We start from the raw sequence: 16,007 nt of genomic DNA, 5'->3' as shown, positions 1-16,007 counted from the left end.
GTGAGAAAACCGGACTTATGATGAGCACCGACAGAGATCTTTCAAGACGGACTTTCCTTTCCCTTCTGGGCCTTTCTTCCGCGTCGCTGTTGGCGGGTTGTGCATCATCCGGTGTCGGCCCCTATGACAGCACGCAGCCGCTCGGTTTCGCCGGTGGCGTTGCCAATGATTTCCGCCAAATGTTCTCCTCCGGTATTTCGGACGCTGAGCTGGCGGTGATGTATGGCACGGTTGAGGATGGCGGTTTCGTTATCCCGGCAGTGCCGTATCAGAAAATCGATCGCCGCTATTACCGCCAGCGGGTCGTGGACCCGACAGGCGAGCGTCCGGGAACGGTCGTCGTCGATACGCGCTCGCGCTTCCTCTATGTGGTGGAGCCAGGCGGGACGGCGATGCGTTATGGCGTCGGCATCGGTCGCGAAGGCTTTGCCTGGTCGGGCGAGGGCGTCATTCAGTGGCGTCAGAAATGGCCGAAGTGGACGCCGCCGGATGAGATGGTGGCGCGACAGCCGGAACTGGTGAAATATTCCGCAAGGAATGGCGGCATGGAGCCTGGCCTGAAAAACCCACTCGGTGCGCGTGCGCTCTACATCTTCCAGAACGGCAAGGACACGCTCTATCGTCTGCATGGCTCGCCGGAGTGGAACTCCATTGGTAAGGCCGTGTCGTCTGGCTGCGTTCGCCTGATGAACCAGGACATTATCGACCTTTATGACCGCGTTCCAAACAAGGCGCGTGTGGTCGTCTGGCAGTAAGCAGACTCGTTTCGATCATCCACCACCCTCATGCTTCGGCTTTGAGGGTGGTGCATACATTTCCTGCAACAGCACAGGCCTGTTCCCGTCTTCGCCAGCTTGAATGGCGAAAAGGTGCTGCGACGAAGGGCGACGCGATCGATATTAGGCTCGCGCCAGATTGTCCTTCAGAGAATTCAACCGGTCCCGAATTTGCCCGAGCTCTTCCAGGCTGCATCCTGTCGCTTCGCCGATGGAGCGCATGACGTGCACTGCCTTCTTCTTCATGTCGGCGCCCTCCGGCGTCAGGCTGATCACGACCTGGCGCTCGTCCTGCTTGCCACGCTTGCGGGTGATGAGACCTGCCTGCTCCAGCCTTTTCAGGAGAGGGGAGAGGGTGCCTGAATCGAGGCCGAGCATTTCGCCAAGTGCCTTCACCGTGGCGTTGTCTTCCTCCCACAGCGCCATCATCACCAGATATTGCGGGTATGTGAGGCCAAGCGGCTCCAGCAATGGCTTGTAAGCCCGCGTAAACGCATGGGCTGCGCCGTAAAGCGCGAAACATATCTGCACGTCCAGCCTTAAAAGGCCTTCCATTGTCCCGTCGTCCATTCGTGTGAGCTCCAAAATGCGCTGTTGAAGCGCTCTCTTGCTGCTCGGACAGCTTTCATCGGAAAGAGTTTCACCAGAATAGAAGCATCTTGGCGTCCATCTCTTGGAGATCGACTGCCCATGTTTTTCCATTCTGCGAAATTCCGTTCCGGCGAGGCAATTCCGCGCGGCAGGGAAGCGCTCTAGGGAACATTTTATCCCGTCACTCGGTTCCTGCTGCATGCGAAGGCCGAGCAATCTTATTAACCTTATCGCAGAGACAAGAAAATTTTTCAATGCGCAAAATTGTATTGCGCGCAATTGAATAACGCGCTACAAGATACCCAACGCAAACCAAGGGAGTACATGACATGCCAATTCTTTACACAACCAAGGCGACCGCAACCGGTGGCGGACGCGAAGGCAATTCCAAGACCGAAGACGGTGTTCTGGACGTAACCTTGACGGTTCCAAAGGAACTCGGTGGTAACGGTGCTCACGGCACGAACCCAGAGCAGCTTTTCGCAACCGGTTACTCTGCCTGCTTCCTCGGCGCTCTGCGCGTTGTCGCTGGCAAGGAAAAGGTAAAGCTGCCCGATGATACGGCCGTGACGGCAAGCGTTGGCGTCGGCCCACGCGAAGATGGTGGCGGTTTCGGCATCGACGTGTCGCTCAAGGTCAACATCCCAGGCCTCGACAAGGCAACCGCGGAAGATCTCGTGAAGAAGGCACACATCGTCTGCCCATATTCGCACGCTCTGCGCACCTCCACGGAAGTGCCGGTTTCGGTTGAATAAAGGTTTTGACTGCCACCGTTCAGCTGGTGGTGTCTACTCGAGCGGCCGGTTGCCCCCAACCGCCCGTTCTTGTTTTCTGAAAGAGATCCGTTATATTCTTTCTCAGGAAAGGATTTTGCGATGAACATTCAGCTCAAGCCGACGGCGGCCTCCCAAGAGGGAAGGGTCATCACGAAAGCCGCTCTTGCGGCGTCGGAGCGACTTGGCCTGACCGCAGCACGCCTTTCCGATATTCTCGGCATTTCCGCGCCCACTGTATCGAGGATGAAGAGGCAGGATTTTTGTTTGGAGCCTGGCAGCAAGCCGTTCGAACTTGCCGTGCTTCTGATCCGTGTTTTCCGCTCGCTCGATGCCATCGTCGGCGGGGATGACATAGTCTCGCGTGCCTGGCTTCAAAACCACAATGACGCGCTCGCGGGTGTGCCTGCCGAAAAACTCACCTCGATCACCGGATTGCTCGATGTCCTCTCCTACCTGGACGCCAGACGCGCTCCTCTCTGAAAGCCGCCCGTCATCAGGACGCTGGTGGCGCCTCGTCGAGGCGCAGCACCGTGTTTCCACTATGAAGCTCGTCGATACCGTCGATGAGCAATCTCTGCTTGAAGATATTCTGGAAAGCAGCAAGCGGCGCTTTCCGCCGGAATGCGCAGGTCTCGATTATCTGCTGGCGACACCCTTCCGCTATGATTCTGCCTATCCCTACGGCTCCCGCTTCCGTCGAGCTGGCTTTACCAAAGGCGTCTTTTACGCCGCCAAGAGAATAGAGACAGCGCTGGCCGAAATGGCTTTCTACCGCTTGCTGTTCTATTTTGAGTCACCTGCAACGCCCATGCCCGTCAATGCGGCGGAGTATACCGCCTTTGCCGCCGACATTCAGACAGATGCGGCAATCGATTTGACCAGGCCTGCGCTATCGCGCGATGCTTCTCTCTGGACCGACCTCAACGATTACGCACCATGCCAGGCTTTGGCAGATGCGGCGCGCGAGGCGGACCTTCAGGCAATCCTCTATCGCTCGGTGCGCGATCCTGGAAAAGGCAAGAACATCGCTCTGTTAACGCCACTCGGCTTCAACTCGAAGCGTCCAGTGGCTCGCTCCAGCTGGCGCATTCGCCTGTCGAAAATGGGCATACAGGCGCTGTGCGAGCAGCCGGTCCAGCGTATCGGCTTTTCCTTGAACGATTTCTCCGCCGATCCGCGAATTGCTAGACTTCTGAAGGTCTGACCCGCAACGAGGACCGCTTCAATCATCTCGACGCAAGCCCATTCCATTCCGATTTGAGAATGGCGTAGATGAACTCGTCGCCCCACGCCCCGTTGAAGCGGTCATTCTGAATGAGGTGGGCCTCTTTGCGCATCTTCAACCGCTCGACAATGCCGATTGAGCCTTGGTTCTGTGCATCCAGTCTCGCGAAAATCCGGTGATAGCCGAGGTCCGCAAAGCCGAGGTCGATCATGGCACGCACCGCTTCCGTCGCGTAACCTTTGCCCGCATAAGCCGGGTTGAAGATATAGCCGACCTCTGCCTGCAACGCCTCCGTGCTGGCGATCTTCAGAAGAACTTCACCGAGGAGCGCGCCATCGTCGCGGCGCGTCACAGCCAGCCGCAGAACATCGCCGTCCTTACCGAACGGGGCCGAGAGGACGGTATCGAATTGCGTCCTTAGCGCATCGCCGCTTGGCGCGTCTGCATAGAGAAACCGATAGACCTCAGAACGGCTGTGATAATCGGCATAGGCGCTGAAATCGGCAGGTATGAAACGGCGAAGAACAAGGCGCTCGGTTTCCATTGGAAGCAAGATGGACGTGATCATGCGTCTCCCTGGAGCATGGTCCGCGCAAACCGTGCGCCGGTTTTGCGATAAGGACATGCGACAAAAACAAACTGAAGTGTAAGGCGCGAATCTGAAAGATCGCGACCCGCTTGGAAGCAATAAAGGCCTTGGCCTATCTGGTGGCCGGGGCGAGCTTAGACAAGCGGACCCCGGCGTTTCCTCACATGTCGGTGGAAGGGAAGCGCGAAATCAGCGGCGCAGGCTTCCCAGAATGCCGCGAACCAAGGCGCGTCCGACGGATGTCGCGACGGAGCGAGCGGCACTCTTCATCGCGGCCTCGATCACCGTTTCGCGCTGGTAACCGCTGGTGCGTCTGCTGCCGCCGGTCGTCGATGCCTGCTTCGGCTCCTCGTCGCCAAAGCCCGGCAGTTTCCAGCGTCCCGCGGCACTGTCGGGCTGCCCGCTTGCCTGCTCTTCTGCCGCACGCTTGGCAGCTTCCGCCTCGGCGGCTTTGCGGGCGCGTTCGCCCAGAATTTCGAAAGCGGATTCGCGGTCGATATCCTGGTCGTAAAGACCGGCCACCGGGCTGGAGGCCATGAGGCTACGGCGCTCATCGTCGGTCACGGGGCCGACTCGACCGGATGGCGGACGCACCAGCGTGCGTTCCACGATAGAGGGTGCACCCTTATCCTGAAGGGTGGAGACCAGCGCCTCGCCGGTACCGAGTGTGGTGATCGCTTCAGCAGTGCTGAAGGCCGGATTCTGGCGGAATGTGTCGGCGGCTGTCTTTACTGCCTTCTGCTCACGCGGCGTGTAAGCGCGAAGCGCATGCTGTACGCGGTTGCCGAGCTGTGCGAGAACCGTTTCCGGCACATCGAGCGGGTTCTGCGTCACGAAATAGACGCCAACGCCCTTGGAGCGGATAAGGCGGACCACCTGTTCAACACGCTCGATCAGCACGCGCGGCGCATCGTTGAAGAGAAGATGCGCCTCATCGAAGAAGAAGACGAGCTTCGGCTTGGCGGGATCGCCCACTTCCGGCAGCTCTTCGAAGAGTTCGGAAAGCATCCACAACAGGAAGGTGCCGTAGAGGCGCGGGTTCATCATCAATTTATCGGCGGCGAGAACCGAAATCACCCCACGCCCGTCGCTAGTGGTGCGCATGATGTCGGCAATTTTCAGCGCCGGCTCTCCGAAGAAGTGTTCTGCGCCTTGCTGTTCGAGCACCAGCAGACCGCGCTGCAGAGAACCGACGGAGGACTTTGAAATCAGACCGAACTGGCTCGAGAGCTCGCTTGCGTGCTCGCCCATGTAATTCAGCAGCGATTGCAAATCCTTTAGATCGAGCAGCGGCAAGCCGCCCTGGTCGGCGATCTTGAAGGCGATGTTGAGAACGCCTTCCTGCGCTTCCGAGGCATCCATCAACCGGGCAAGAAGGAGAGGGCCCATCTCGGCGATGGTGGCGCGGACACGGTGGCCCTTTTCGCCATAGAGATCCCAGAAGATGACGGGAAACTGCTCGAAGGAGAGGTCGGAAAAGCCGATCTGTTCAGCCCGTTTCGTCACCCAGTCCTTGGCTTCGCCGGGCTTGGCAATGCCGGAAAGATCGCCCTTGATATCGGCGCAGAAAACCGGAACGCCGGCTTTGGCGAAACCTTCCGCCAGCACCTGCAGGGAAACGGTCTTGCCCGTGCCCGTGGCGCCCGTGATCAGCCCATGGCGATTGCCGAAGCGGAGGTCGAGATACTCGCCCTTGTTGAGGCTGTCGTCCGGGTTGCGGCTTGTGCCGATATAAAGCTTTCCGTCCTGCAGCATATGGCGATCCTTCCCAACGATCCGGGCAGCGGCGCCCTGTTTTTAATTTCCGCACTATACTTATAGGAACTGTTTTGGCCCTCAACAACTGTTTGATAAGGTTGAAAAGAGCGGATCGAAAAACCTTTGTTGCAAGGGGCTGCGCGGTCTTGAGTCTGTGTTTCAATTATTTTACGTTGACGTGAACGTAATTTCGCATTCAGGAGGAAGTTTATGAGCGAAATCGTAACCCAGGTTGCAGATAGAGTGGGCATTGCGCCGGATAAGGCGGAAAAGGCTCTCGGCATGATGCTGGGTTTCCTCCAGCGCGAAGCCGATGACGCGGCCGTTGCCAAGATGATCGAATCGATCCCCGGCGGGCCGGATCTCGTCGCTCGCTTCAATGGCGAAGGCCAGGGCGGCGGTGGCCTGCTCGGCGGCCTGATGAGCGCCATTGGTGGCGGTGGCATCATGGGTCTTGGCCAGCAGCTTATGAGCCAGGGCCTCGGCATGGGTGAAATCTCGGCACTTGCCAAGACCACCATTTCGATTGCGCGCCAGCATGCCGGCGACGAGGTCGTGGACAAGGTGATCGCGTCCGTACCGGGCCTCAGCCAGTTCGCCTGATCGGCCAGACAATTTGAAGCGCTCCCATGGGAAGCGCTTCCATTATTTCAGGCCCATTATTTGAGGCGTGGGGATTGCTCTTCAAAGGCTTTCCGCGCCTTTTCTATTTCCGCGTGATGCGTCTCGGCCCATATCCACACGCCGCAAAAGGCGCTGCCCAGCGTCTTGCCAAGATGCGTCAGGCCGTAATCCACATGTGGCGGGATGACCGGGTGCACGGTGCGTTTCACCAGCCCATCGCACTCCATCTGCCTCAGCGTCTTGGTCAACATCTTCTGACTGATATCGCCGACGACCTTGCCGATTTGCGTAAAGCGCATCGTCCCGTGCTCCTCCAGAGCCTCAAGGATCAACATCGTCCACTTGTCCGCCACCTTGGCGATGATGTCCTGAACCAGCGCCTCAATGACGGGATCGGTCTCTTCCGGCGGCGGGTGAACGCGCTTCTCTTCGATGACGGGATCTGCCAGATGCCTTTTCATTCCGACACTCTCCTTTGGGTAAGTATAAATCTTTCGGGTGCCTACTTTCGATTGGAGAGTATCGTAGTTAACTTGGTTTCATCCAACAAGAGAGGATAACCAGATGAAGATGACAGGAAACACAGTACTCATCACCGGTGGTGGTTCCGGTATCGGCCGCGCGCTTGCCGAAGCCTTCCATGCACTTGGCAACAAGGTCATCATTTCCGGTAGACGCCAGTCCGCGCTGGACGAAGTGACCAGCGCCAACCCCGGCATGGTATCGGCCGTGCTCGATGCGACAAAGGCGGAGAACATTCGGACCTTTGCCGAAACGCTGACGCGCGATTATCCGGATCTCAATGTCGTCATCAACAACGCCGGCATCATGAAGAACGAGGACATCACCGCGGCCCCGGACTATCTGGAGATCGCGGAGGAAACGATTGCCACCAATCTGCTTGCCCCGATCCGATTGACCGCGGCCCTGCTTCCGCATTTTCTCAAAAAAGAAAATGCTGCCGTCCTCACCGTGTCATCCGGCCTTGCTTTCGTGCCCATGGTAGCAACGCCGACCTACAGCGCTACCAAGTCCGCCATTCACGCCTATTCGATGGCGCTGCGCGAGCAGTTGAAGGACACCTCTGTCGAGGTGATCGAGATTGCGCCGCCCTATGTGCAGACAACGCTTCAGGGTGAAAAGCAGGCGAAGGACGAGCGCGCCATGCCACTGGATGCCTTCATCACGGAAGTCATGGATATCCTGACCAACAGACCCGATGCAACGGAAGTGATCGTGGAGCGCTGCAAGCCATTGCGATTTGCCGCCGAGAACGGCAATTTCGATCAGGTCTTCGGCATGGTGAACAGCCTGCATTCCTGAACCGGATCGACCGTGATAGGCTTGCGCTCCTGATAGGGGCGCAGGGTCTATGGGCAAACACCAGTTCACGATGCCGAAAACGACGATGCCGGGCGTGGCTGCGGTGATTGCTGACAGCGACCGCAGCTTTCCCCGTCACATGCATGATCAATTCGGCATTGGCGTTATCGAACGTGGCGCGCAGAAATCGGCGAGCGGACGTGGCATCGTGGAGGCCGGGGCAGGGCGCGTCATCACCGTTAATCCGGGTGAGGCGCATGACGGTATAGCGCTTGGCGAAAGCGGGCGGGCCTGGACGATGCTCTATTTCGATCCCGAAGTCGTGCATGCCGCATTGTCGGATATTCGCGAACGCGATAGCCGCGATTTCGAGTTCGTCTATCCCGTCGATCCGAGACCGCTCGCCGATCGCTTTCGCGCACTCTTTCAAGCCATCACATCGCAACGGGCGGCTTTGCCGGGGGAGGAAGCCCTTCTTCTGCTGTTGTCGCAAACGCTGGAGCGCCCCCGCGCTGTGCGTCATCAGGCCGCATCCACCGCTGGTCTGTATCGCGTCAGGCAGATGATGGACGAGGCACCACAGACGCCCCTCGGTCTCGCCGAACTCTCGGCAGAAGCGGGAATGAGCCGCTTCCGCTTTCTGCGTGCTTTCTCCTCGGTTACGGGGCTGACGCCGCACAGCTATCTGATGCAGCGCCGCCTGCATCTGGCGCGGCAAGCATTGGCAAAAGGCATTCCCGCCGCCGAAGCGGCCTACGCGTCTGGCTTTTGCGATCAAAGCCACTTAAACCGTGTGTTTGTAAGGCACTTCGGCACGACACCCGCCCTCTACAGCCGCGCGCTCTCCTGATCGAAACGTGCAATTTCGTCCAAGACCGATCCGTCCAATCGCAGCAGAGTGACGCCTTCTTTCAAGGAAGGCCCTCATGACACTCGAATTTCTCCTCACATCGGCCATCGTCGTGGCATCTCCTGGCACAGGCGTGGTCTACACGCTGGCAGCCGGTCTGACGCAGGGCGCGCGCGCAAGCTTGATCGCCGCCTTTGGCTGCACACTCGGCATCGTCCCGCATCTGCTGGCAGCGATCACAGGGCTTGCTGCAATCCTTCATGCGAGTGCGACGGCATTCACCCTCATCAAATATGCCGGGGTGGCCTATCTGCTGTACATGGCTTGGAACACACTGAAAGAAAATGGCGCTCTGCGCGTCGACGAGACGCAGCCTGCAAGAACGGCTGGCCGCATTGTGATCGAGGCTGTCCTCATCAACCTGTTGAATCCAAAGCTGTCGATCTTCTTCTTTGCCTTCCTGCCGCAGTTCGTTGCGGCAGACTCCTCATCATCGACCCGCGAAATGACCGCTCTCGGTCTCGTCTTCATGGCGATGACATTTGTAGTTTTTGCGGTCTATGGCTGCTTTGCCGCTTCTGTCAGGCGCGAGATCGTGTCGCGGCCTTCCGTACTTGTCTGGCTGCGGCGCAGTTTTGCCGCAGCCTTTGTTGCACTTGGCCTGAAACTGGCCTTCGTGCAGCGCTGAGTGGCTTGCAGCATCGGCCCAAAAACCGGACTCGATTTTCAGCCGATGCGTCGATTCAGAAAGGGTGCGTCCCTTGTGCGTCCACTAGGACGCCCGGCGCTTTAATCATCCCATTCCGGCGCCAGATGGCCGGGATTGACGATGCGTCCATCCTTCTTTGCCAACGCGAAGATCGCCTTCATCTCCTCGTCGGACAGGTCGAAGTCGAAGATATCGAAGTTCTCGGGAAGGCGGCTCTCCGTCGCCGTCTTGGACAAGGCGATCACGTCCGGCTGCTGCACGGCCCAGCGAAGCGCGACCTGGGCAGCGGTCTTGCCGTGCTTGGCGCCGATATCACGAAGCACCTCATCCTTCGGCACTTTGCCATCTGCCATCAGATAGTAGGCGGTGATCGAAATGCCGTGCTTGCGGGCAGCCTCGATCACCTTCGTCTGGTCGAGATAGGGGTGGTACTCGATCTGGTTGTTGGCAATCGGAGCGTCGGAGAGTCGGACCGATTCATCCATCAGCGCCACGTTGAAGTTGGAGATGCCGATGTTGCGCACCTTGCCCGCCTTGTGCAGTTCGTTCAGCGCGCCAATCCGCTCCGCCAGCGGCACATCGCTTTTCGGCCAGTGCAGAAGAAGCAGATCGACATAGTCCGTCTTCAGCTTCGTCAGGCTCTCATCCACGGAGCGGATGAAGTCATCATGCTTGTACTGATCGACCCACACCTTGGTGGTGAGAAAGATGTCGCCGCGCGAGACGCCGGACTTTGCGATAGCATCGCCGACTGCCGCCTCGTTCTTATAGACCTGCGCCGTGTCCACATGGCGGAACCCCAGCTTCAGCGCCTGCGGCAGGATGCGGTGGACGTCCTCTTCCGGCATGCGGAATGTGCCGAAGCCGAGAGCAGGAATGTTTGCGCCATTGGCGTTGACTGTTTGCATCGTGTTTGTCTCCATTGCGGATGATAGCCCCGCAAGTCCGCGGGGCAGAACGGTCCTCACCCTAAGTGCTGAGGACGTGATTTGGTTCACACGGTCTGGGCAAGATCTGCCTGGCGGCGGTCGAGACTGCTGCTGACCAGCGTCAGAACCAGTGCTCCCGAAACCAGCAGCGCCCCGACCCATGGTGTTGCACCAAGACCGAGCGGCGAGGCGACGACCAGACCGCCAATCCAGGCGCCGACGGCGATGCCAAGATTGAAGGCGGCAATGTTGAGCGCCGAGGCGACATCGATCGCGTTTGGCCTGAAGCGCTTTGCAAGCTGCACCACGTAAAGCTGGAGGCCCGGTACATTGGCGAAGGACAGAAAGCCGAGTGCAACGAGCGTTACCAGAGCAGCCGGGGCGGACGGAGCGGTGAAGGTGAAGATCACCAGAACGAGCGCCTGGAGCCCGAAAAGCCAACCGAGAGCCTTCGCTGGATTGCGGTCGGCAATCCGTCCTCCGGCGAGGTTGCCGGCAGCGATCGCCAGACCATAGAGGACCAGAACAAGGCTGACGGTGCTTTCAGCAAAGCCGGTCAGATCCTGCAGGATCGAGGCGAGAAAGGTGAAGGTCACGAAGGTGCCACCATAACCGAGCGCCGTCATGCCAAAGGCCAGCAGAAGACGGCCGGAGCCGAGAACACGAACCTGCTCCATGAGACCGGCGGCCGGCGCCTTTTGAAGCGTCGCTGGCAGCAGTGCTGCAATGCCGATGAAGGCAATGACCCCGAGTGCGGCGACAGCGAAGAAGGTGGCGCGCCAGCCGAAAATCTGACCGATGAGCGTGCCGAGCGGAACGCCGGTGACGATAGCAACCGTCAGTCCCATGAACATCATGGCAATGGCCGAAGCTCTGCGATCCTCTGCCACCAGACCCGCGGCAATGGTTGCGCCGACTGAGAAGAACACGCCGTGGGCAAAGGCGGAAATAACCCGCGCGACCAGCAGCATCTCGTAACCGGGGCTGAGCGCTGCGGCGCTATTGCCAAGGATGAAGAGACCCATCAGGCCGAGCATGAGCGGCTTGCGCTCGATGCGGCCCGTCAGTGCGGTAAGGATGGGCGCACCGAAGGTAACGCCGAGTGCGTAGACGGACACGATGAGGCCGGCAAGCGGCAGCGTGATGTGAAGATCGTTGGCGACGGTGGGCAAAAGACCCACGATGACGAATTCCGTGGTGCCGATTGCATAGGCTGCAATCGTCAAGGCAAAGAGAGCAAGGGGCATGGTTGTGCCTTTCCGGCCACTCTAATGGCCGTCCCGAAGGTGTTGATGTTTCGAGCCTGAATATCGGCACCTGGCACTTGTTTGATAATCCCGATTAATCGATAATCATCTTTGAATTGAAGTCATAGGTGACGTTATGAACAATCGCGCCGGCGAAATGGAAGTCTTCGTTCTGGCCGCCGAGTTGAAAAGCTTTTCCGCGGCAGGACGACGCTTGAAGCTGTCGCCCTCCGCTGTCAGCAAGCTTGTCTCGAGAGTGGAGGAGAGGCTTGGTACGCGGCTGCTGGTGCGCTCGACGCGAACACTGGAACTCACGCCCGAAGGTGACATCTATCTTCGTCGCGCCCGCCGTATTCTCAAAGAGATCGACGAGACGGAAGAACTGGTCGCCGGCGGCCGGGAGGAGGCAAGGGGGTTGCTTCGTGTCAACTCCTCGGTCGGCTTTGGCGAGCGGTGCATCCTGCCGCTGCTGGGGGAGTTCGCCGAACGTCATCCCAAGGTGCGGCTCGATCTGACACTGACGGACGGCGTGATCGACCTCATTGGGGAGCGTACCGATATCGCAATCCGCGTCGGACCGATGCGGGATTCTTCACTGATGGCGAGGCGCCTGTTTTCCAGTCGCCGCGTCATCGTCGCCTCGCCTGACTACCTGAAGAAGCATGGAACGCCGAAGACTCCGGAAGACCTCGACCAGCACAACTGCATCGGCTTTAACTTCCGGCGAAGCCTCGACGAATGGCCGTTTCGCGATCCCGGGAACGACAGTGTCTATATCAAGGCCATTACCGGCAACATTCAGGTATCGAGCGGCTCGATCAAACGGCAACTCTGCCTGCTGGGAGTCGGCATCGGTCGGATTGGGGAATTTCATGTCCGCCCCGATATCGAGGCGGGCCAGCTTGTCCCGATCCTGGAGGATTATAACGGCGGCGACACAGAACTCGTCCATGCGGTTTACGCCGGACACGAGCATCTAGCTGCCCGCATCCGCGCCTTTATCGATTTCCTCGTTGAAAGAATCGAACCGAGTTGATCAGCTCGACAGGCGAGGAGAGGAAACCACCCGCTTGAACAGTGCCGACATGGCATCGCTGATGCCTTGCGTCGGGCTCACCTCGAAGAACAGCCCTTGGGAAGCGCAATCTTGCATACGGGTGGAGATTTCAGACTGGAAGGGGCGGATCCAGTCATTATACCAACCGTTTGTCGGAAGTGGCAGATAAGTCGTATAAAGGACGGCGATACGGTAGCCCTGGCTCTTCAAGGCGGTACACAGCCGGGTGTCGATCGGCTCCTGACAGCGGCCATTCGTGGTTTTTTTGGTACAGCTTGTCGGTTTGTAGCTGTCGCCAACACCATCGGATACGAAATAGAGAACCTTTTCCGGCGTGGCGGAGCTGTTGCCGTTCCCCTGCGGGCCCATTTTCAAGGCGATCTGCGTCAAGGCGCGGTCGATATCCGTCTGCTGGTCGTTATCGTAGCCTTGATACGGAATGGACATGAGGTCGATCTTGTTCGACCTGTTTTTTACGTCGGAGAGATTGGACGTGAGTGGTACAACTTCGAGAAGTTTTGTGTCCTCGGCTTTTTCACCAAAGGTATAGACTGCCATTCTAAATTGGTCTGAGACGGTCTGGGTGCCCGCTGCAGTGTCCATGAGGGAGGCCGTTGCTTTCCCCACCACATTGATGCGCGTGGTCACTTTCAGTTTTTTCGCAAGCTCGTAGTAACTATTTTTGCCACTCTGAACATCGTGACACGCGAAGGCACATTGATCGCGTGTATTCGCCACCATGGTTGCGACATCCTGGGGCGTTGCACCCACACCCATGGATGGTGTGTTATCCAGCAACAGATAGAAGTTCATGTACTTCTCTGTTTGATATCGACCCGTGGATTTAATGCTTACGGTAAAGAAGTCCTTACCCAAAATCGCTGAGAGCGTGGTATTGACCGTGGCCTTCAATTCCAAGGACGATTCAACGATATTCCCGGTCTTCTTGACAAGCAGGGTGGCGTTCTCGATCTCGAAGTCGTTTTTCTTGCCGTCCCCCTTCTTGCCGAAATCCAATCCGGAATGACCAGGAACGGTGATAGGGCCATCTCCGCTCATCTTGCGCGCCTCCGCCACATATGGTGAATCTTTGGAGACGGCGCCGAGTGCGGTGGCGTCCGCCGTTTGCTGCAGATCTTCCTTGACGGCGAGCGCCTGGCTGAAGTCTAAGGCCAGGCCTGCCGCTCCAAACAGCGGTACGGCCAAGAGTGCAGTCAGAATGGCAAAATTGCCGCCTTTGTCTCGCCAAAAATTAAGCATTGGTGCCTCTGAAAAATCTTATGAAGCTTTGTCGCGACCTGATATCGAGAATAGATGGCTTAAAATGAATAATAACAGGTGGCTTTAATCGCTAAGGTTTTACGCAACACGTATAAATAGATGATTAAAACTCATAGGGCGGGCCTATTGCCTGGGGAAATGCATGTCACGCGCGCAACGCCTGCTTGATTTGCTTCAATTGTTACGAAGCTATCGCAATCCGGTGGGTGGCGCAGAACTGGCTGCCGCGACAGGTGTTAGTCTGCGCACCCTCTACCGCGACATCGCGACCCTCCAGGCGCAAGGCGCCAATATCGAAGGCGAGGCCGGCGTCGGCTATGTGCTGCGACCGGGTTATCTTCTGCCGCCTCTGATGTTTTCCGAAGCGGAAATCGAGGCTTTGGTTCTGGGCTCCCGCTGGGTGGCGGGCAGGGCGGATGGCGCGTTGGCCGATGCCGCGCGCGCCGGGCTTGCGAAGATCGCCGCAGTGCTTCCGAAGGCGCTGGCGGAGGAACTGGACAACTCCACTCTTCTCGTGGGGCCTGGGAAGGTGATCGATATGCCGAACATCGATCTTAGCAATATTCGCAGTGCCATCAGACATCAGGAAAAAATCGAGATCGACTATGCCGACGAGCAGGGGCGCGACACTCGCCGAATCGTCTGGCCCTTCGCGCTGGCCTTCTTCGATCAGGTCCGTGTGCTGCTGGCTTGGTGCGAGTTGAGACAGGATTACCGCAGCTTTCGCGCCGATCGCATCTCCTCCTTCATGCTCCTTGGCGCGCGCTATCCCAAACGCCGCGAAGTCCTGCTGAAAGGTTGGCGGCAGATGATGAAGGCACGCCAGGAGACTGCTGACAGAAACTGACACTACGCCTGGCTAAGGTCTCCTCATCAACAAAAGGAGACCAACATGAACCACCCGAACTTCGTCATTCTCTTTGTCAACGACCCGCGCCATAGCGCTGCATTCTATAGCGATTTGCTCGGCGCAGAGCCTGTCGAACTCTCCGACACCTTCGCTCTGTTCAATTTGCAAAGCGGCATGCGCCTTGGTCTCTGGTTCCGCCACTCCGTTCAGCCGCCACTGTCTTCCGACGGCAACGCCGCCGAAATCGCCTTCATCAAAGAGACGGACAGTGAGGTCGATGCCTGCCATCGCGCGTGGACCGACAAGGGCCTGCCGATCCTGCAGGAGCCAACCGTCATGGACTTCGGCCGCACCTTCCTGGCGGCAGATCCGGATGGTTACCGGCTGCGCGTCTACGCCTTTCACGGCTGACGTCTCACTGTGTTGAAGGGGCAGGCATCGAGCCATGCCTGTCCCTTCACGATCAGCCGCGCACTGCGACGATGAACAGTCGTGGGAATCGCAAAAGGCGCCGTCCATCTGCAAGTCGCGGATATGCGGCGTCGATGCGCTGTCGGTAATCCTCCAGAAAAGCCTCTTGGTGTTCAGCGCCAGCAACTGCCAGATAAGGACGAAGACCGGTGCCCTTCACCCACTCCACGATCGCCCCGGCATCCGCCATGGGGTGATTGTAAATGCTGTGCCACACATCGACGCGTAGCGCTTTCGGCGACAGGCGATCGATGTACTCAGCCGGGGAGGGCAGCGGCTTGCGACGCAGTTGTCGCCCTTCGAAGTTCTGGCGCCATGGACCGGAGCGGCTCGTTTCCTCCATCAACAGATGACCCGGCTCATTGAGGTTGTCCGGCATCTGGATAGCAAGGACGCCACCGGGGGTCAGATGGTCCATCAGCCTGTCGAGAAGGTCGATGTGGTTCGGCAACCATTGGAACACCGCATTGGCATATAACAGATCGGCAGGCGCATCCGGTATCCAGGATGACAGATCGGCTTGCACGAATTCGGTGGTCGGCAACCTGAGTGCTGCTTCTTCCAGCATATTTTCGTCGCTATCGACGCCGGTAATGACGTTGACACCATAGCGCTCCGTCAGAAGCTCGGTGGAATTGCCGGGACCACAGCCAAGGTCGAAGCCTGTCATCACTTTCTCCAGCGGGACTTGCGCCAGGAGGTCACGCGCCGGCCGCGTCCGCTCGTCCTCGAATTTCAGATATTGCTGTGCCGACCATGCCATTTCGGGCCTCCCTGCGCTTATGTCTTACTGAAGATGCCACAGCGTCCTCACGACTGCCAGATCACCTCGATTGGCGTAGCAACGCGGGGGCCATATTCTTGGCTGCACGCAATAAATGCGCTTTTCACGGCAATCCTCGGGCAATATTCCTTCCTTTTGATCGCAGCGGGGAATTTCATCTTGACCTC

Annotated in this window: 19 protein-coding genes; 11 read left to right on the top strand and 8 right to left on the bottom strand. The window is 58.3% G+C overall.

Annotation, left to right across the window (positions count from 1 at the left end; all coding sequences use genetic code 11):
* Nucleotides 1-17 precede the first annotated feature (17 nt).
* Complete coding sequence (locus PVA19_RS19415) at nt 18-755, top strand: L,D-transpeptidase (RefSeq protein ID WP_111847614.1); 738 nt, start codon at nt 18-20, stop codon at nt 753-755.
* Between the two features lie 144 nt (nt 756-899).
* Here PVA19_RS19415 and PVA19_RS19410 read toward each other — a convergent pair whose 3' ends face one another.
* Nucleotides 900-1,346, bottom strand: coding sequence for a MarR family winged helix-turn-helix transcriptional regulator (locus PVA19_RS19410; RefSeq protein WP_062425824.1), 447 nt, complete (start codon nt 1,344-1,346; stop codon nt 900-902).
* A gap of 350 nt (nt 1,347-1,696) precedes the next feature.
* On the opposite strand from PVA19_RS19410, the gene PVA19_RS19405 reads away from it, so the two are divergent.
* From PVA19_RS19405 to PVA19_RS19395, 3 genes are all read left to right on the top strand, one after another.
* Nucleotides 1,697-2,122: an organic hydroperoxide resistance protein gene (locus PVA19_RS19405; RefSeq protein ID WP_062425823.1), complete on the top strand. Its 426-nt coding sequence runs from the start codon at nt 1,697-1,699 to the stop codon at nt 2,120-2,122.
* 120 nt (nt 2,123-2,242) lie between these two features.
* Complete coding sequence (locus tag PVA19_RS19400; protein WP_113176293.1) at nt 2,243-2,623, top strand: MbcA/ParS/Xre antitoxin family protein; 381 nt, start codon at nt 2,243-2,245, stop codon at nt 2,621-2,623.
* On the top strand, nt 2,583-3,347 hold the full coding sequence (locus PVA19_RS19395) for an RES family NAD+ phosphorylase (protein ID WP_274103889.1): 765 nt from the start codon (nt 2,583-2,585) through the stop codon (nt 3,345-3,347). The genes PVA19_RS19400 and PVA19_RS19395 overlap by 41 nt, the downstream gene beginning before the upstream one ends.
* Before the next feature lie 22 nt (nt 3,348-3,369).
* Here PVA19_RS19395 and PVA19_RS19390 read toward each other — a convergent pair whose 3' ends face one another.
* Nucleotides 3,370-3,936 (bottom strand): GNAT family N-acetyltransferase, encoded by a 567-nt coding sequence (locus tag PVA19_RS19390; protein WP_274103888.1) that lies wholly within the window; start codon nt 3,934-3,936, stop codon nt 3,370-3,372.
* Between the two features lie 210 nt (nt 3,937-4,146).
* Nucleotides 4,147-5,712, bottom strand: a complete 1,566-nt coding sequence (locus PVA19_RS19385; protein ID WP_274103887.1) for a helicase HerA-like C-terminal domain-containing protein — start codon at nt 5,710-5,712, stop codon at nt 4,147-4,149.
* Between the two features lie 213 nt (nt 5,713-5,925).
* On the opposite strand from PVA19_RS19385, the gene PVA19_RS19380 reads away from it, so the two are divergent.
* Nucleotides 5,926-6,318: a DUF937 domain-containing protein gene (locus PVA19_RS19380; protein ID WP_062425818.1), complete on the top strand. Its 393-nt coding sequence runs from the start codon at nt 5,926-5,928 to the stop codon at nt 6,316-6,318.
* A gap of 56 nt (nt 6,319-6,374) precedes the next feature.
* Here the strand turns inward: PVA19_RS19380 and PVA19_RS19375 are convergent, their stop codons facing one another.
* A complete protein-coding gene (locus PVA19_RS19375) occupies nt 6,375-6,800 on the bottom strand; it encodes a winged helix-turn-helix transcriptional regulator (RefSeq protein WP_062425817.1) in 426 nt (141 codons plus the stop codon).
* A 103-nt stretch (nt 6,801-6,903) separates the two neighbouring features.
* Between PVA19_RS19375 and PVA19_RS19370 the strand changes: the two genes are divergently transcribed.
* The 3 genes from PVA19_RS19370 to PVA19_RS19360 all read left to right on the top strand — a co-directional run bounded on the left by PVA19_RS19370 (nt 6,904) and on the right by PVA19_RS19360 (nt 9,200).
* Nucleotides 6,904-7,662: an SDR family oxidoreductase gene (locus PVA19_RS19370; protein WP_062425816.1), complete on the top strand. Its 759-nt coding sequence runs from the start codon at nt 6,904-6,906 to the stop codon at nt 7,660-7,662.
* Nucleotides 7,663-7,711: 49 nt separating this feature from the next.
* A complete protein-coding gene (locus PVA19_RS19365; protein ID WP_274103886.1) occupies nt 7,712-8,512 on the top strand; it encodes an AraC family transcriptional regulator in 801 nt (266 codons plus the stop codon).
* 76 nt (nt 8,513-8,588) lie between these two features.
* Nucleotides 8,589-9,200 (top strand): LysE family translocator, encoded by a 612-nt coding sequence (locus tag PVA19_RS19360; RefSeq protein ID WP_274103885.1) that lies wholly within the window; start codon nt 8,589-8,591, stop codon nt 9,198-9,200.
* Nucleotides 9,201-9,301: 101 nt separating this feature from the next.
* Here PVA19_RS19360 and PVA19_RS19355 read toward each other — a convergent pair whose 3' ends face one another.
* Both PVA19_RS19355 and PVA19_RS19350 read right to left on the bottom strand, forming a co-directional pair.
* The gene (locus PVA19_RS19355) at nt 9,302-10,129 is read right to left on the bottom strand and encodes an aldo/keto reductase (protein ID WP_113179320.1); all 828 of its coding nucleotides are present in this window, start codon (nt 10,127-10,129) and stop codon (nt 9,302-9,304) included.
* Nucleotides 10,130-10,215: 86 nt separating this feature from the next.
* Entirely contained in the window at nt 10,216-11,397 is a 1,182-nt protein-coding gene (locus PVA19_RS19350) for an MFS transporter (RefSeq protein ID WP_112952228.1), read from the bottom strand.
* A gap of 136 nt (nt 11,398-11,533) precedes the next feature.
* On the opposite strand from PVA19_RS19350, the gene PVA19_RS19345 reads away from it, so the two are divergent.
* The gene (locus PVA19_RS19345; RefSeq protein WP_062599515.1) at nt 11,534-12,433 is read left to right on the top strand and encodes a LysR family transcriptional regulator; all 900 of its coding nucleotides are present in this window, start codon (nt 11,534-11,536) and stop codon (nt 12,431-12,433) included.
* On the opposite strand, the gene PVA19_RS19340 is transcribed toward PVA19_RS19345, so the two are convergent.
* Nucleotides 12,434-13,714, bottom strand: a complete 1,281-nt coding sequence (locus tag PVA19_RS19340) for a TadE/TadG family type IV pilus assembly protein (protein ID WP_062599516.1) — start codon at nt 13,712-13,714, stop codon at nt 12,434-12,436. It lies immediately after the preceding gene.
* Between the two features lie 163 nt (nt 13,715-13,877).
* Here PVA19_RS19340 and PVA19_RS19335 point away from each other — a divergent pair, with 163 nt between their 5' ends.
* Entirely contained in the window at nt 13,878-14,582 is a 705-nt protein-coding gene (locus PVA19_RS19335; protein WP_274103884.1) for a helix-turn-helix transcriptional regulator, read from the top strand.
* A 45-nt stretch (nt 14,583-14,627) separates the two neighbouring features.
* Nucleotides 14,628-14,996 carry a VOC family protein gene (locus PVA19_RS19330; RefSeq protein ID WP_274103883.1) on the top strand — a complete coding sequence of 123 codons (369 nt, stop codon included), beginning with the start codon at nt 14,628-14,630 and terminating at the stop codon, nt 14,994-14,996.
* A gap of 52 nt (nt 14,997-15,048) precedes the next feature.
* On the opposite strand, the gene tam is transcribed toward PVA19_RS19330, so the two are convergent.
* On the bottom strand, nt 15,049-15,819 hold the full coding sequence (tam, locus tag PVA19_RS19325) for a trans-aconitate 2-methyltransferase (protein ID WP_274103882.1): 771 nt from the start codon (nt 15,817-15,819) through the stop codon (nt 15,049-15,051).
* Between the last annotated feature and the right edge of the window lie 188 nt (nt 15,820-16,007).

Source organism: Agrobacterium sp. CNPSo 3708, assembly GCF_028674915.1.
Lineage (GTDB): Bacteria > Pseudomonadota > Alphaproteobacteria > Rhizobiales > Rhizobiaceae > Agrobacterium > Agrobacterium cavarae.
The sequence above is the reverse complement of the archived record's forward strand: the minus strand, read 5'-3'. Positions and strand labels throughout refer to the sequence as shown.

Bases quoted from the DNA above. Each gene is read 5' to 3' on its own strand.
- PVA19_RS19375 (WP_062425817.1), bottom strand. From the start codon at position 6,800: ATGAAAAGGCATCTGGCAGATCCCGTCATCGAAGAGAAGCGCGTTCAC.
- PVA19_RS19345 (WP_062599515.1), top strand. From the start codon at position 11,534: ATGAACAATCGCGCCGGCGAAATGGAAGTCTTCGTTCTGGCCGCCGAG.
- PVA19_RS19405 (WP_062425823.1), top strand. From the start codon at position 1,697: ATGCCAATTCTTTACACAACCAAGGCGACCGCAACCGGTGGCGGACGC.
- PVA19_RS19385 (WP_274103887.1), bottom strand. From the start codon at position 5,712: ATGCTGCAGGACGGAAAGCTTTATATCGGCACAAGCCGCAACCCGGAC.
- PVA19_RS19410 (WP_062425824.1), bottom strand. From the start codon at position 1,346: ATGGACGACGGGACAATGGAAGGCCTTTTAAGGCTGGACGTGCAGATA.
- PVA19_RS19340 (WP_062599516.1), bottom strand. From the start codon at position 13,714: ATGCTTAATTTTTGGCGAGACAAAGGCGGCAATTTTGCCATTCTGACT.
- PVA19_RS19355 (WP_113179320.1), bottom strand. From the start codon at position 10,129: ATGCAAACAGTCAACGCCAATGGCGCAAACATTCCTGCTCTCGGCTTC.
- tam (WP_274103882.1), bottom strand. From the start codon at position 15,819: ATGGCATGGTCGGCACAGCAATATCTGAAATTCGAGGACGAGCGGACG.
- PVA19_RS19330 (WP_274103883.1), top strand. From the start codon at position 14,628: ATGAACCACCCGAACTTCGTCATTCTCTTTGTCAACGACCCGCGCCAT.
- PVA19_RS19360 (WP_274103885.1), top strand. From the start codon at position 8,589: ATGACACTCGAATTTCTCCTCACATCGGCCATCGTCGTGGCATCTCCT.
- PVA19_RS19395 (WP_274103889.1), top strand. From the start codon at position 2,583: ATGTCCTCTCCTACCTGGACGCCAGACGCGCTCCTCTCTGAAAGCCGC.
- PVA19_RS19415 (WP_111847614.1), top strand. From the start codon at position 18: ATGATGAGCACCGACAGAGATCTTTCAAGACGGACTTTCCTTTCCCTT.
- PVA19_RS19335 (WP_274103884.1), top strand. From the start codon at position 13,878: ATGTCACGCGCGCAACGCCTGCTTGATTTGCTTCAATTGTTACGAAGC.
- PVA19_RS19390 (WP_274103888.1), bottom strand. From the start codon at position 3,936: ATGATCACGTCCATCTTGCTTCCAATGGAAACCGAGCGCCTTGTTCTT.
- PVA19_RS19370 (WP_062425816.1), top strand. From the start codon at position 6,904: ATGAAGATGACAGGAAACACAGTACTCATCACCGGTGGTGGTTCCGGT.
- PVA19_RS19400 (WP_113176293.1), top strand. From the start codon at position 2,243: ATGAACATTCAGCTCAAGCCGACGGCGGCCTCCCAAGAGGGAAGGGTC.
- PVA19_RS19380 (WP_062425818.1), top strand. From the start codon at position 5,926: ATGAGCGAAATCGTAACCCAGGTTGCAGATAGAGTGGGCATTGCGCCG.
- PVA19_RS19350 (WP_112952228.1), bottom strand. From the start codon at position 11,397: ATGCCCCTTGCTCTCTTTGCCTTGACGATTGCAGCCTATGCAATCGGC.
- PVA19_RS19365 (WP_274103886.1), top strand. From the start codon at position 7,712: ATGGGCAAACACCAGTTCACGATGCCGAAAACGACGATGCCGGGCGTG.